General features: G+C 70.6%; 11 protein-coding genes. 3 read left to right on the plus strand and 8 right to left on the minus strand.

Features of this window, described 5'->3' with window-relative positions; all coding sequences use genetic code 11:
* Positions 1-4 precede the first annotated feature (4 nt).
* The 7 genes from ACWD04_RS15080 to ACWD04_RS15110 form a co-directional block, all read right to left on the minus strand.
* The gene (locus tag ACWD04_RS15080; protein WP_451131886.1) at positions 5-1,216 is read right to left on the minus strand and encodes an acyltransferase family protein; all 1,212 of its coding nucleotides are present in this window, start codon (positions 1,214-1,216) and stop codon (positions 5-7) included.
* On the minus strand, positions 1,213-2,256 hold the full coding sequence (locus ACWD04_RS15085) for an alpha/beta hydrolase (RefSeq protein ID WP_451131888.1): 1,044 nt from the start codon (positions 2,254-2,256) through the stop codon (positions 1,213-1,215). The genes ACWD04_RS15080 and ACWD04_RS15085 overlap by 4 nt, the downstream gene beginning before the upstream one ends.
* A 166-nt stretch (positions 2,257-2,422) precedes the next feature.
* Positions 2,423-3,103: a response regulator gene (locus ACWD04_RS15090; protein ID WP_451131890.1), complete on the minus strand. Its 681-nt coding sequence runs from the start codon at positions 3,101-3,103 to the stop codon at positions 2,423-2,425.
* Between the two features lie 13 nt (positions 3,104-3,116).
* Positions 3,117-4,448, minus strand: coding sequence for a sensor histidine kinase (locus tag ACWD04_RS15095; RefSeq protein ID WP_451131892.1), 1,332 nt, complete (start codon positions 4,446-4,448; stop codon positions 3,117-3,119).
* Positions 4,449-4,568: 120 nt separating this feature from the next.
* Complete coding sequence (locus tag ACWD04_RS15100; RefSeq protein WP_451131894.1) at positions 4,569-5,483, minus strand: DUF4429 domain-containing protein; 915 nt, start codon at positions 5,481-5,483, stop codon at positions 4,569-4,571.
* A 107-nt stretch (positions 5,484-5,590) separates the two neighbouring features.
* Positions 5,591-6,802 carry an alpha/beta hydrolase gene (locus tag ACWD04_RS15105; protein WP_451131896.1) on the minus strand — a complete coding sequence of 404 codons (1,212 nt, stop codon included), beginning with the start codon at positions 6,800-6,802 and terminating at the stop codon, positions 5,591-5,593.
* A gap of 236 nt (positions 6,803-7,038) precedes the next feature.
* Positions 7,039-7,707 carry a TetR family transcriptional regulator gene (locus ACWD04_RS15110; protein WP_451131898.1) on the minus strand — a complete coding sequence of 223 codons (669 nt, stop codon included), beginning with the start codon at positions 7,705-7,707 and terminating at the stop codon, positions 7,039-7,041.
* Between the two features lie 115 nt (positions 7,708-7,822).
* On the opposite strand from ACWD04_RS15110, the gene ACWD04_RS15115 reads away from it, so the two are divergent.
* Together ACWD04_RS15115 and ACWD04_RS15120 are read left to right on the plus strand one after the other, a co-directional pair.
* Positions 7,823-9,433: an MFS transporter gene (locus ACWD04_RS15115; RefSeq protein ID WP_451131900.1), complete on the plus strand. Its 1,611-nt coding sequence runs from the start codon at positions 7,823-7,825 to the stop codon at positions 9,431-9,433.
* A gap of 216 nt (positions 9,434-9,649) precedes the next feature.
* Positions 9,650-10,078, plus strand: a complete 429-nt coding sequence (locus ACWD04_RS15120) for a peptidase inhibitor family I36 protein (RefSeq protein ID WP_451131902.1) — start codon at positions 9,650-9,652, stop codon at positions 10,076-10,078.
* Positions 10,079-10,163: 85 nt separating this feature from the next.
* Here the strand turns inward: ACWD04_RS15120 and aceE are convergent, their stop codons facing one another.
* Positions 10,164-12,905: a pyruvate dehydrogenase (acetyl-transferring), homodimeric type gene (aceE, locus tag ACWD04_RS15125; RefSeq protein WP_451131904.1), complete on the minus strand. Its 2,742-nt coding sequence runs from the start codon at positions 12,903-12,905 to the stop codon at positions 10,164-10,166.
* Between the two features lie 481 nt (positions 12,906-13,386).
* Here aceE and ACWD04_RS15130 point away from each other — a divergent pair, with 481 nt between their 5' ends.
* Positions 13,387-13,824 carry a DUF3052 domain-containing protein gene (locus ACWD04_RS15130; RefSeq protein WP_031092598.1) on the plus strand — a complete coding sequence of 146 codons (438 nt, stop codon included), beginning with the start codon at positions 13,387-13,389 and terminating at the stop codon, positions 13,822-13,824.
* Positions 13,825-13,922: the final 98 nt, after the last annotated feature.

Genomic DNA, 13,922 nt, shown 5'->3' on the forward strand with positions numbered 1-13,922 from the left:
GCCCTCAGGCCGGCCGAAGCGCGAAGACCGCGAAGCCCGCCGCGAGCAGTCCCGCCGCCGCCCGGCGGGCGTTCCCGGCGCGGCTGCCCCTGGTGTCCCAGGGTGCCTCGAACCGGCGGGCGTACCGGGAGATGAGGACGAGCAGAGCGGCGAACAGCGGCATCCAGGCCAGTCGGGCCAGGATCCAGCCGATCGAGTCCGGATCCGTCGTCAGCCCCGGCACCACACCGGCGAACGACGCGGGGACGGCCGCGGCCAGCATCGCCGTCTGGTGCCAGCACAGGATCGTCATCGCCGACAGGTTGATCACGACCACGGGCGCCCAGAGGACGGGACGGTGCAGTGCCCGGCCGATCCGGCCGTGCAGCAGGACCGCCGCGCCGCTCTGCGCCGACGCCAGCGCGAGGACCAGCAGCGACGGTGGATGCGAATTGGTCCGCGCCTCGCCCGGTACGCCGACCATCGACGCCGGGTAGTGGAAGGCGAGCAGCAGCACGGCGAACAGCACCGTACCGCCGACGAGCAGGATCCGGGCCCCGCGCCGGCTGAGGCGGCCCTCCCCCCAGGAGACACCGAGCTGGTAGGCGAAGAGCCAGCCGGGCAGGATGTTCAGCAGGCTCAGCCAGGACGGCACGGCGTCCGCGTACGGCCCGTAGCGCAGGAAGTCGACGACGGCGACCGAGCAGATCAGCGGGGCCGCCGCCCACCCGCCGAGCCGCCTGGCCAGGCCTACGCAGTACGGCGTGAGCGCCGTGACGACGGCGTACACCCCGACGAACCAGAGCGGCTGGATCACCAGCTTCGCGCCCGTACGCAAGGTGGCCTCAGGCACCCCCGCCGCGTACAGCACCGGGATCATCAGCGCCCACACGGCGGTCACGCCGAGCACCGGCCTGCCCAGCCTGACCATCCGGGCGCGCAGCCAGACGCCGGTGGTGGACGGCCTGCGGTGGTAGGAGTGGACGGAGGCGTAGCCACCGACCAGGAAGAAGACGCCCAGCATCTGGAGCACCCAGCTCACCGGCGAGAACACGGCGAGTGTGGAGAGCGGGCTGGCGTTGTGCAGGGCGCCGTCGCCGTCCACGGATAATCCGCCGAGCAGCCAGTGACCGGCCGGGACGGCCAGCAGCGCGAGGGCGCGCAGACCGTCGACCGCGCGGTCGCGATGCGCGGGGGTCCGCTCGTCGATCCGGGAGGCCAGCTGCCGCACGCTCATCGGGAGGCCCCCTCGGCGATGGCGGCGAAGGCGCGGAGCGAGTCCGTTCCGGGGACGAAGTAGCCGGTGTGGCCCTCGGCGTCGTACGCCGGCACCCGGTGGGCCCCGAAGTCCTCGGCGGACGGGTCGGGGCCGTGTCCGAGGCCCGCCACCTCGACATGCGGTACGCCGTCGATCCAGTCGGTGTCGTTCTTGGCCGCCCAGACTTGGGCGGTGGTGTGCAGACCGGCCACGTCGTCGGCGCGCATCCCGGGGGAGCCGAGGACGACCACGTCCGTGGCACCGAGCCCGGAGGCCGCGAGTCCGCACACCACCGAGCCGTAGCTGTGGCAGAACACGACGGGTGCGGGCAGCCCGTCGGCGGCCAGTCCCGCCGTGAACCGGGTCAGCCGCTCCGCCCCTGCCTCGGCCAGCGTGCCGGTCGCCGCGTCCAGGCCGAGGCCGACCGGGGTGGTGTAACCGGCCCAGGCGATCACCGCGTTGCCGGGGCCCGTCTCGGCGTACAGCGACTTCGCCATGCCCGCCGGGGTGCCGTACCCGTTGCCGCTCCGGTCGAAGGTTCCGGCGTCGATGTCCGAGCCGGGCACCACGACGGACACATGACGCGCGGAGCGCAGGTCCCCGAACACCTCGGCGACCTGGCCCCGTCCGCGCGGGTCGAACGCGAGGATCTGCCGTCCGGGAGTGGCGAGGCGGGCGTACCGGGGATCGTGGGAGGCCCGCAGTGCACGGGCGTTGGCGCGGTAACGGAGCTCCAGCGGCGCCCCGTCCAGATTGCCGACCACCAACGGGTGCCGCTCCAGCAGCTCCTGCTGCTCCGCCGCGCTCAACCCCCGTATGAACCGCTGGACTTGTTGCGAAGTTGCGCGGGCCGGGTCGGGCAGCTCCCGTCCCGGCACCCCGTCGGCACGCCATGAGGCACTGCCGGGCGGCGGCCCCGTCACCGCCCGCTGGCTGCTCCCGGACGCCCAGCCGGCGGTGCCCGCCACCACTGTGGCCGCCAGTGCCACCGCGGCCAGGGTCCTCGTGAATCGGCGCATCGTGCCCTCCCCGTACTGCTTGCGCACACCGTTCGGTGTGCAGGGGAGGAAGGTAGGAGGACGACGGGTGACAGGGCGTCACCCCACGGAGCCGACTGGCCGGTGCTACCGGGGTAGGGGGCGTACGGGGGGACAGCCCTACGCCGCACCGGGGGATGCCGGGAAGCTACGCCTCCCCCGGAGCCACCAGCCCCGACTCGTACGCGAAGATCACGGCCTGCGCCCGGTCCCGGAGGCCGAGCTTGGCCAGCACCCTGCCGATGTGGGTCTTCACCGTCTGCTCGGCCAGCACCAGCCGCGCCGCGATCTCCTGGTTCGACAGGCCCCGGGCGATGAGCTCCAGGACCTCCGTCTCACGTGGTGTCAGGCCGTTCAGTCGCAGTGCCGGTCCGCCGGTCGGTGCCGCCGGGCGCTGACGCGCGAAGTCGGCGATGAGCCGCCGGGTCACGGACGGCGCGAGCAGCGCGTCGCCCGCCGCCACCACCCGCACCGCCGAGATCAGGTCCGCCGGCGGGGCGTCCTTCAGCAGGAACCCGGACGCCCCGGCGCGCAACGCCTCGTAGACGTAGTCGTCGACGTCGAACGTGGTGAGCATCAGCACCTTCGGCCGGTGGACCACACCCACCGGAGGGCTCAACAGCTCGCGGGCGGCAGCCAGTCCGTCCATCTCCGGCATCCGGACATCCATCAGGACGACATCGGGATGCACCGTCCTGCTGACCTCGACGCCCCTGCGCCCGTCCGGGGCCTCGCCCACCACATCGATATCACTCTGCGCGGCCAGCAGCGCGGCGAACCCGGCCCGCACCATGGCCTGGTCGTCGACGATGATCACGCGGATGATCACGGTTCCTCCGGAGTCACGATGCCGAGGGCGGCTGGGGCGGCGGCAGCGGGAGCCGCGCGGCCACCCGGAAGCCTCCGTCGGGCAGGGTGCCGGTGTCGAGTGTGCCGCCGGTCAACCGTACGCGTTCCCGCATGCCGACCAGCCCGTGTCCCGTCCCCGACACCTCCAGCGGCGAACCCGGCTTCTGCGCAATGTCGTTGACGATCAGCACCGTCAGATGGCCGTCGCGCGCCGTGACCGACACCCGGGTCCGCGCCCCCGGCGCGTGCCGCACCACATTGGCGAGCGCCTCCTGCACGATGCGGTACGCCGACAGATCCACCGCCTGCGGTACGCCGCCCCGCTCCACCGCCTCCCGCACGTCCGTCGCCAGCGACAGCTCGGCCGGGAGCCCCGCCCGCACCGTCGCCTCCACCAGCTGCTGCAACCGGTCGAGCCCCGGCTGCGGGGCCAGTTCGCCCCGGCTGCCGTCACTGCGCAGCACCGACAGCAGCCGTCGCATCTCGGCCAGCGACTCCCGGGCGCCGGCCGCGATCGATGCGAACTCCGCCTGCGCCTCCTCGGAGAGCCCGCTGACCCGGTACGGAGCCGAGTCGGCCTGCACGGTGATCACCGACATGTGGTGTGCGACCACGTCGTGGAGCTCGCGGGCGATCCGGGTGCGCTCCTCCAGCACCGTCCGCTGTGCCCGCTCGGCCTCGCTGATGGTCCATTGTTCGACGAGCCGGCGCTGGGCCTCGCTCCGTTCCCGTACCGAAGTCCCGATCACCAGCACCACAGCGCCGAGAATGAACAGCAGGAGCGCGCCGCCGTCGCTGCGCACGGGCGCGATGAGGTGCAGCAGCAGTCCGGCCGCGCCTGTCGCCAGCCACACACCGATCACGGTGTGCCTGCTCTCGCGCAGTCCCAGGGCCAGCAGCACGAAGAGGTAGCCGACGATGACCGGCGGGGTCCACGGCCAGATGTCGCCCTGCTGCTCGGGCCGCGCCAACAGCACCAGGGCGCCCACGATGTCGGCGGCGAAGACGATCCACCAGGCCTGCAGCGGCCGGTGCGCCAGCATCAGCAGGGGCACGGCCTGTCCGACGGCCAGCGCCCCGGCGATCCCGCCGCGTACCCCGTAGTCGTCGGTCAGCACCTGGATCGTGACGGGGACGAAGACGGCGGCGAGGGCGAGCACCACCGCGTGCGGCAGCAGTCGCAGCCAGCGTCTCGGGGACTCGGCGAACAGCGGGGTCGGCGGGTGGGACGCGTGGGACAGCCCGTGGGCGAGCTCGCGCAGATTGCGGCGGGCGGCGATCAGCAGACCGTCTGCGGGCGGGGGCCCGGCGGGAGAGGAAGGCATGATCGGGTCAGAGTAGGTGCGCGGTGCGCCGGGCGGCGTCATACCGGGGGTGGACTGCGGGCCCTCGGCCCCGTACCGGGGTAGGGGGCCCGCCCCCTTACCGCTCGGCACACCGACGCTTCACAGCTCGGCGAGGAGCTCAGCCTTCTTCGCGCTGTACTCCGCGTCCGTCACGAGACCCGCCTGGTGCAGCTCCCCGAGGTGCATGATCCGCTCGGCGATGTCCGCCGGGTCGCGCCGCGCGCCACCCACCGGGACCGGAGCGGTCGCGACCGGCACCGACTGGGTCCGGCGGACGGACTCCAGGACCGCCGCGGCGAAGGGCAGCGACTCGTGCACCGGCCCGTAGCCCAGGCCGAACACGACAGCGGCGGGATCCTGGTCCGGCTGGACACGCGCTACGGACGCCTGTCCCGCGCCGGGCACCGGGCCGCACGCCTCGGAATCCGCCGCCGCGCCGCGCGGTACCAGTCGGAGATACCCCTCTACGGCCTCGGGCGAACGCCACTCGATCCCGCCCAGCTCCGCCACGGGGAACGTCTGATCGCCCGCCTTCCACTTGGCACTCGACGCGCCCGTCCAGAACCATCGGAAGGAGACCAGGGACCCGTCGAAACCGGCCCGGCCGTCGTACGCCTTGAAGTGCATCGGCGCCTCGGGGGCCGTCACCAGGAAGCGTTCGGCGGGCAGGGACGCCTCGGGTCCGAGCAGGGCGCGCAGCTCATCGGCGTAGTACTCGGCGAGCGTCTCGCGTTCGGCGGGCAGCACCAGTCGGTAGGGGTCGATGCCCTCCTTGAGCTGCCCGGCCGCAGCCTCCAGCAGTGGATCGGCACCGGGTCTCGGCACCGCGTGCAGGACCACCGTGCCCCGCTTGCCCGGGGTGAGCGTCACCGAAGACAACGCCGCGTACGGAATGCGGCGTTCACGCAGGCTCTGGAAGAGCCTCGGCGTGCGGATTCCCCGTTCGAAGCGGACGAGCACGGAGTCGGCGTCGAACTCCCAGGTGGCCTGAATTCCGGCCAGCACATCACCCATGTGCCTCATCGTAGGTGGCACAGGCCCGCACGTCCCCCTTCGGTACAGGCGAAATCGGGCAGGCCGTTCGCCGTTCTCTACGCGCGTCAGACGTCTTTCTACGCGCGTCAGACCTCTGACTTGCCGGAGATCTGCCGGTGGCACGTGCCGCCGGTGCTCGCGCAACTGACCGAGTCATAGGCACCCACACCGATCGCGGCGAAGTTGCTGAGGCTCTCCGTGCCCGGCTCGAAATAGCCGCTGTGTCCGATCGCGCCGTCAGCCGACACGATCCGCGCGCCGAAGGCCGGGTCGACCGGATCGGCACCGTGTCCGAGCCCGCCGACCTCCATGTTCGGCACATCCTCGATCCAGTCGTCGCCGTCCCGCATCGCCCACACCCTGGCCCCGGTGTGCAGAGCGGCGGCGCTGTCCACCCGCATCCCGGGACTGCCCGCGACTGCGATGTCGGACACCCTGGACGGCAGCTCGTGCGCGGCCATGCCGCACAGCACCGAGCCGTAGCTGTGGCAGAACAGCGAGACGTCCGACGTGCCGGGCAGGGCCCCGACGAGGGCGTTCAGTCGCACCGCCCCCTCTGCCGCGAGTCCGCCCAACGCGGCGTCCATGCCGATTCCTGCGGGCGCCGTGTAGTCCGCCCACGCGATGACCGCCGTACGGGAACCGGGGCGCGCCGAGCGCTCGGCGCCGTACAGCGACTGCGCCATGCCGACGGGCGCCGCGTTCTTCTTGATGCCGCTGCGCTCCAGCGTCAGAAGATTCGTGTCGACCCCGGGCACGACGACCGAGACCCGCTCGGCCCGTTCCAGGTCCCCGAAGACCTCGGCCGCCCGGCCGCGGCCCGACGGGTCGAAGGTGAGGATCTGCCGGTCGCCGGCGAGCAGGGAGCGGAAGCGTTCGAGCCGGAGTACGGCCTGATGGCGCCCGTCCCGGGAGAGCCGCACGTCCCGGGTCCGCTGTTCCTCGGCGGATTCCGACTGCACCAGGGCGTGCCGGTTGGCCCGGTACCGCAAGGTGACCGGAACGCCGTTCAAATTCCCCACCACCAGCGGGTACTTGTCGGCCAGGGCTACCTGCTGGCCCGCCGTGAGCGTCGCGAAGAAGTGCGCCAGCCGGTTCGCCGGGGCGCTCACGTCCGGGAGGGCGTGACCGGCTATCCGGTCCTTCGCCCAGGAAGCGAGGGCGGTCTCGCGCGGCGCGGCGGAGTGCTGATGACGTACGGCGGTCCATCCGGTGGTCGCCAGCATCACGAACACGACCGCGATGGCGAGCAGCGCGCGCCATGCGGTGAGAGTGGGGGAGGAGTCGAAGGAAGTCACTGCGCCCCACCCTAGGAGACGCGCGTGTGACGTCGTTGCGGGGGTGATGCGGATCACTCGACCGCGGGGAATTGACCGTCCGTCTCTTACGCTCCGTGTGCGCCGGGCCCACGCTCCGGCGCGCCGGAAGGGCGTCGACTGTTCGAAACGGCCGGCGAGTCCGGGGCGCTGTGAGTTCGGCCATGCCGGAGCGGTGAGGGGTGCAGCACACGTGTGCGGTTCGCGTAAGGACGTACCTACGAGGCGCGCCAGCTCTCGGACAGTGCAGGTCCGAGCTGGTCCAGGTGGATTTCGGCCAGCTCCCGGAGCGCATCCACTCCCGCGTCCTTCCGCCGGCCCCACAGCTGTCCGGTCAGCCGCATCACCCCGGAGAAGGCGGCGACGGCGACCCGGGGGCGGGGATCCGCCTCCAGGTCGAGCCCCTCACGCTCCGCGATCAGCAGGGCGGTCTGCTGCTCCAGGCCGATATGGCGCCGCATGTGGGCGGCGTGCAGTGCGGGGGTCGATTCGATCACCCGGTAGGCGCGTACTTGGAGTTCGGCCGTGATGTCGTCCGTCTCCGTCGCGGCGGGGGTGTTCCAGACGTTCAGGGCGGCCCGGCGCAACGCCTCGAACGGGGCCTCTGCGGCGGGACGTCGACGCAGCTCCGCGAGGAAGCGTGCGTCAACCGCCTCCTGGACGGCGAAGACGACGGCCTCCTTGCTCGCGAAGTAGCGGAAGAAGGTGCGCTGGGAGACCTCGACGACGTCGACGATCTCGTCGACGGTGGTCCGGTCGTACCCCTGCGTGGTGAAGAGCCGGAGGGCGGCGTGCAGCAGGGCCTCGCGGGTGCGCCGTTTCTTGCGTTCGCGCAATCCGGCCGGAGCGCTCGGCAGGTGAGCCCCGGATGTCTGCCTGCGTGCCACGTACCGGACCTCTTTCCCGTGCTTTTGCCTGCTCAGCCTACCTGTGGGCTACGCGACAGCTACTGTCTTGCTTATTGCTTTGTCAACTGTCAGTAGCTGACATAACGTCCTTCGCATGACTAGTCAGCCCACTGTCGAGAAGGCGCCGCAGGAGCCTGAAGACATCCTTGCCCCCGCACCGGCGAAAGGACTGCGCGGCCACCCATGGCTGACGCTCTTCGCCGTCGCCATCGGCGTGATGATGGTGGCGCTCGACGGCACGATCGTCGCGATCGCCAACCCCGCCATCCAGCAGGACCTCGGCGCCTCGCTCGCCGACGTCCAGTGGATCACCAACGGCTACATGCTCGCCCTCGCGGTTTCCCTGATCACCGCCGGCAAGCTCGGTGACCGCTTCGGCCACCGCCAGACCTTCCTGATCGGCATCGCGGGATTCGCCGCCGCGTCGGCCGCCATCGGCCTCTCCGACAGCGCGACGCTGGTGATCGTCTTCCGGGTGCTGCAGGGACTCTTCGGCGCGCTGCTGATGCCGGCGGCGCTCGGCCTGCTGCGCGCCACCTTCCCCGCCGAGAAGCTGAACATGGCGATCGGTATCTGGGGCATGGTGATCGGCGCCTCGACCGCGGGCGGCCCCATCCTCGGCGGCGTGCTCGTGGAGCACGTCAGCTGGCAGTCCGTCTTCTTCATCAACGTGCCCGTCGGTGTGATCGCGTTGCTCTTCGGCTTCGTGATCCTCAGGGACCACCGGGCCCCGAACGCGCCCAAGTCCTTCGACATCGGCGGCATCGTCCTGCTGTCGCAGGCGATGTTCTGCCTCATCTGGTCCCTGATCAAGGGCTCCGAGTGGGGCTGGGGCGACTGGAGGACGCTCGGCTTCCTCGGCGCCGCCCTCGTCCTGTTCTTCGTGTTCGCACTCTCCCAGAAGAACGTCCGTGAGCCGCTGATCCCGCTGGCCATGTTCCGCTCCGTGCCGCTGTCGGCCGGTGTGGTCCTGATGGTGCTGATGGCGTTCGCCTTCATGGGCGGCCTGTTCTTCGTCACCTTCTACCTGCAGAACGTCCATGGCATGAGCCCGGTCGACAGCGGTCTGCACCTGCTGCCCCTGACCGGAATGATGATCGTGGGCTCACCGCTCGCCGGCGCCGCGATCACCCGGTTCGGCCCGCGCGTACCGCTGGTCGGCGGCATGGTGTCCGTCGCGGTCGCCATGTTCGGCATGTCGCAGCTGACCATCGGCACCGGCACGCCGACCATGTCGCTCTGGTTCGCGCTGCTCGGTTTCGGTCTCGCACCGGTCATGGTCGGCGCCACCGAGGTCATCGTGGGCAACGCCCCGATGGAGCTCTCCGGTGTCGCGGGCGGGCTCCAGCAGGCCGCCATGCAGGTCGGCGGCAGCCTCGGTACGGCCGTCCTGGGCGCCGTCATGGCCGCCCGGGTCGACGCGAAGCTCGTCGACAACTGGAAGGCCGCAGAGCTTCCGCCGGTCGACCCGGCGCAGCTGGACCAGGCTTCCGCGGCCATCAAGGTCGGTATGCCGCCGGTGGCCCCCGGGACCCCGCCGGAGATGGTGGCGAAGATCACGGGCGTCGCCCATGACACGTTCGTGTCGGGCATGAGCGCGGCCTTCATGGTCGCCGGGATCGTCGCGGTGGTGGCCGCCCTGGTCGCCACGTTCACCAAGCGCGGCGCGAACGCCGAGGCGGGGATGGGCGCGGGCCACATCTGATCGCTGCCCGACACCTGATCCGCCCCGGGCGCCCCGGAGGCGCAGGCGTCAACACAGCGCACCGACAGCCCCGCCGGACGGTTCCGGCGGGGCTGTCGCCTATCAGGGTGATCCGCCGCCCGGCCCCTTCCCGGCCCGTACTTCCCCAGGTCAGAGTGCGGACATGGCGAGCCACCCGGCTCACTCGACCACGGGGGTTGATCCACCATGCGCACCATGCGTACGACCGTCCTTGCCGCCACCCTGGCGGCCACCGCACTCGTCCTGGCCACCGCCCTGTCCTCGGGCGCCGCACCGGCGGCCCACCACGGGCCCACCGGGCAGGAGCGCACCCGCAGTGCTCCGCACGCCGCACCGGCCGGGCTCGCTCCGTGCGGAGCGGGACAGCTGTGCCTCTGGGCGAAGCCCGATTTCACGGGGGGCGCGCAGGTCCACGAGCTGTCCACCGTCGACATCGAGAGCTGCGTCCCGCTGCCGGCCGGCGGGGCGGCCCAGGCACTCGTGAACCGCACCGGGCGGCCCGTCACCACCTACCAGTCGGCCGAGTGCGCCGAGACCGGCGAATTCGAGACGTACCCGGGCGGCGGCACCTGGGTCCCCCGGTCTCCGTACACGGTGAGGGCCTTCAAGATCTGGGAGAGCTGAACCGGCCGGCGCACGCCGAAGGGCGGCGGAGCCGTGAAGCTCCGCCGCCCTTCTTCCGGACCCGCGTGTTCCCTACGCGTGGTCCTTACGCGTCACCGCCGGCCGGGCCGGGGCCGGCAGCGGCCACGTCCAGCAGCTCGTAGCGGTCGAGCGCCGTCTTCAGCGCCGAACGGTCGATCTTGCCCTCCTTCGCCAGCTCGGTCAGCACTGCCAGCACGATCGACTGAGCGTCGATGTGGAAGAAGCGGCGCGCCGCACCACGGGTGTCGGCGAAGCCGAACCCGTCCGCACCCAGCGACTGGTACGCGCCGGGCACCCAGCGCGCGATCTGGTCGGGCACGGAACGCATCCAGTCCGAGACCGCCACGAACGGACCCTCGGAGCCGGAGAGCTTCTGCGTCACGTAGGGGACGCGCTGCTCCTCCTCCGGGTGGAGCAGGTTGTGGCGCTCCACCTCCACGGCCTCGCGGCGCAGTTCGTTCCAGGAGGTCGCCGACCAGACGTCCGCCTTCACGTTCCACTCGTCGGCGAGGATGCGCTGGGCCTCGACCGCCCACGGGACGGCCACACCGGACGCCATGATCTGGGCAGGGATCTGGCCCTTCTCGCCGGCGCGGTAGCGGTGCACGCCCTTGAGGATGCCCTCGACATCCACATCGGCGGGCTCGGCCGGGTGCTGGATCGGCTCGTTGTAGACGGTGAGGTAGTAGAAGACGTCCTCGTTCTCGTCAGGGGTCCCGCCGTACATCCGGCGCAGACCGTCCTTGACGATGTGCGCGATCTCGTACCCGAAGGCCGGGTCGTAGGAGACGCAGGCCGGGTTCGTCGACGCGAGCAGCTGCGAGTGGCCGTCCGCGTGCTGGAGACCCTCACCGGTCAGTGTCGTACGCCCGGCGGTCGCGCCCAGCACGAAACCGCGCGAGAGCTGGTCGGCCATCTGCCAGAACTGGTCTCCGGTGCGCTGGAAGCCGAACATCGAGTAGAAGACGTACACCGGGATCAGCGGTTCGCCGTGTGTGGCGTACGCCGAACCGGCGGCGATCAGCGAAGCCGTGCAGCCCGCCTCGGAGATGCCGTCGTGCAGCATCTGGCCCGTCGGCGACTCCTTGTACGCAAGGAGGAGCTCGCGGTCCACCGACTCGTACTGCTGGCCGAGCGGGTTGTAGATCTTCGCACTCGGGAAGAACGCGTCCATGCCGAAGGTGCGGTATTCATCGGGCGCGATCAGCACGAAACGCTTGCCGATCTCCTTGTCCCGCATGAGGTCCTTCAGGACACGGACGAACGCCATGGTCGTGGCGATCGACTGCTGACCCGAACCCTTCTTCGCGGTCGCGTACGCCTTGTCGTCCGGCAGGGGCAGTGGCTTCGCCCGCACGACGCGGGTCGGGACGTAGCCGCCCAGACCCTGGCGGCGGTCGTGCATGTACTGGATCTCTTCCGAGTCGCGGCCCGGGTGGTAGTACGGCGGGTTGCCGTCCTCCAGCTGCTTGTCCGCGATCGGGATGTGCAGCCGGTCACGGAAACGCTTCAGGTCGTCGGCCGTGAGCTTCTTCATCTGGTGGGTCGCGTTGCGGCCCTCGAAGTTCGGTCCGAGCGTCCATCCCTTGACCGTCTGCGCCAGGATCACGGTCGGCTGGCCCTTGTGGGCCTTGGCCGCCGCGTACGCCGCGTAGACCTTCCGATGGTCGTGACCGCCGCGGCCCAGGTGCAGGATCTGTTCGTCGGACATGTCCTTGACCATGTCGCGCAGGCGCGGGTCGTCGCCGAAGAAGTGATCACGGATGTACGCCCCGGTCTCGGTGGCGTACGTCTGGAACTGGCCGTCCGGCGTGGTGTTCAGTTTGTTGACCAGGATGCCGGTGCGGTCCTGCGCGAGCAGCGGGTCCCAGGTGCGGTCCCAGACCAGCTTGATGACGTTCCAGCCGGCTCCGCGGAACTGTGACTCCAGCTCCTGGATGATCTTGCCGTTGCCGCGCACCGGGCCGTCCAGGCGCTGCAGGTTGCAGTTGACCACGAACGTGAGGTTGTCCAGCCCCTCGCGGGCGGCGATGGAGAGCTGGCCGAGGGACTCCGGCTCGTCCATCTCGCCGTCGCCCAGATAGGCCCAGACGTGCGACTTGGAGGTGTCGGCGATGCCGCGCGCCTCCATGTAGCGGTTCATCCGCGCCTGGTAGATCGCGCCGAGCGGACCGAGGCCCATCGAGACGGTGGGGAACTCCCAGAAGTCCGGCATCGACCGCGGGTGCGGGTAGCTGGACAGCGCGTGCCCGGCCTTCGACTTCTCCTGGCGGAACCCGTCGAGCTGGGCCTCGCTCAGCCGGTCGAGCAGGAAGGCGCGGGCGTAGATCCCCGGGGACGCGTGCCCTTGGAAGAAGATCTGGTCGCCGCCCAGACCGTCGTCCTTGCCACGGAAGAAGTGGTTGAAGCCCACGTCGTACAACGAGGCGGAGGAAGCGAAGGTGGCGATGTGGCCGCCGACACCGATCCCGGGGCGCTGGGCGCGGGAGACCATCACCGCGGCGTTCCACCGGGTCGCGTTGAGGACCTTGCGCTCGATCTCCTCGTCGCCGGGGAAGAACGGCTCGTCCTTCGTGGCGATCGTGTTGATGTAGTCGGTACTGCGCATCTCGGGCACGGCCACGCGCTTCTCGCGCGCACGCTCGATGAGCCGGAGCATCAGATAGCGGGCCCGCTCACGGCCGCGCTCGTCGACGGCGGCGTCGAGGGAGTCGAGCCATTCCTGGGTCTCTTCAGGATCGAAGTCCGGGACCTGGCTCGGAAGGCCGCCAATGATGATCGGGTTGCGATCGGATCCGGAAGCCACGCTGTTCCTTCGCTGTTCGGTGGTGCTCTTCAGGGCATGGTCGCGGGGAACGTACCCCCGGGGTGGCTGACGTACGCCGCCTCCATCGTGTACCGCGAGGTCCTGAACGTCATCTCTACTGTGGGGTAACACAAGGTGCCCGGACGCCGTGTCCGGGCACGAGTACCGACGGCACGAGGGCGGTTCTGCCCAAACCGCAACCATACGCCCAACCCGGCCAAGCGTTCCCAAAGCCCGTTCGAATCCGAATGGCGGAGCGAAACGGCATAAGCTGAGGAAGGACGTAAAGGGTCCGGACCCCGTTTCGGGCCCCGCAGGAGACATGCCGGGAGTGGCGGCGACGTGGCAGGGAACGTCACCGTTTAGGCGGTCTCGGACGCCGGGTACTTGCGCGATTCGCCGAGCCCGTGTGGACTACGGCCAACGCCCCGCGCACGCGCGTGGCTGAAGCATTTTCCGAAACATGATCAGGAGGCAACCCGTGAGCGCGACCGCGGACCACGCGGAGGAACGGACCAACACGGCCGCAAGGCTTGGGTTCGAACCCGGACAGGTGGTCCAGGAGATCGGCTACGACGACGACGTCGAGCAGGAGCTCCGTGAGGGCATTGAGGCCACAATCGGCCAGGAACTCGTCGACGAGGACTACGACGACGTCGCTGACGTCGTCCTGCTCTGGTTCCGCGACGAGGACGGCGACCTTACGGACGCGCTGGTGGATGCCATTGGTCTGATCGAGGACGGTGGGGCGGTCTGGCTGCTGACGCCCAAGACCGGCCGAGACGGATACGTCGAGCCGAGCGACATCAACGAGGCTGCCCAGACAGCTGGTCTCGCCCAGACCAAGAGCATCAGCGCGGGCAAGGACTGGACGGGCAGCCGTCTGGTCACCCCCAAGGGGGCCCCGGCCAAGCGCTGAGAGCACCTTCATCACCCGAGGCCCCCGGACGGCACCACGCGTCGCCGGGGGCCTTCGTACGCCCTGGTGCGGGCCCGCACGGGGCACGAAGGGGACGC

The sequence above is a fragment of the Streptomyces sp. NPDC002911 genome (genome assembly GCF_053591835.1).

Excerpts from the sequence above, each read along its gene's own strand:
- ACWD04_RS15080 (WP_451131886.1), bottom strand. The coding sequence starts at position 1,216 with ATGAGCGTGCGGCAGCTGGCCTCCCGGATCGACGAGCGGACCCCCGCG.
- ACWD04_RS15085 (WP_451131888.1), bottom strand. The coding sequence starts at position 2,256 with ATGCGCCGATTCACGAGGACCCTGGCCGCGGTGGCACTGGCGGCCACA.
- ACWD04_RS15095 (WP_451131892.1), bottom strand. The coding sequence starts at position 4,448 with ATGCCTTCCTCTCCCGCCGGGCCCCCGCCCGCAGACGGTCTGCTGATC.
- ACWD04_RS15100 (WP_451131894.1), bottom strand. The coding sequence starts at position 5,483 with ATGGGTGATGTGCTGGCCGGAATTCAGGCCACCTGGGAGTTCGACGCC.
- ACWD04_RS15115 (WP_451131900.1), top strand. The coding sequence starts at position 7,823 with ATGACTAGTCAGCCCACTGTCGAGAAGGCGCCGCAGGAGCCTGAAGAC.
- ACWD04_RS15120 (WP_451131902.1), top strand. The coding sequence starts at position 9,650 with ATGCGTACGACCGTCCTTGCCGCCACCCTGGCGGCCACCGCACTCGTC.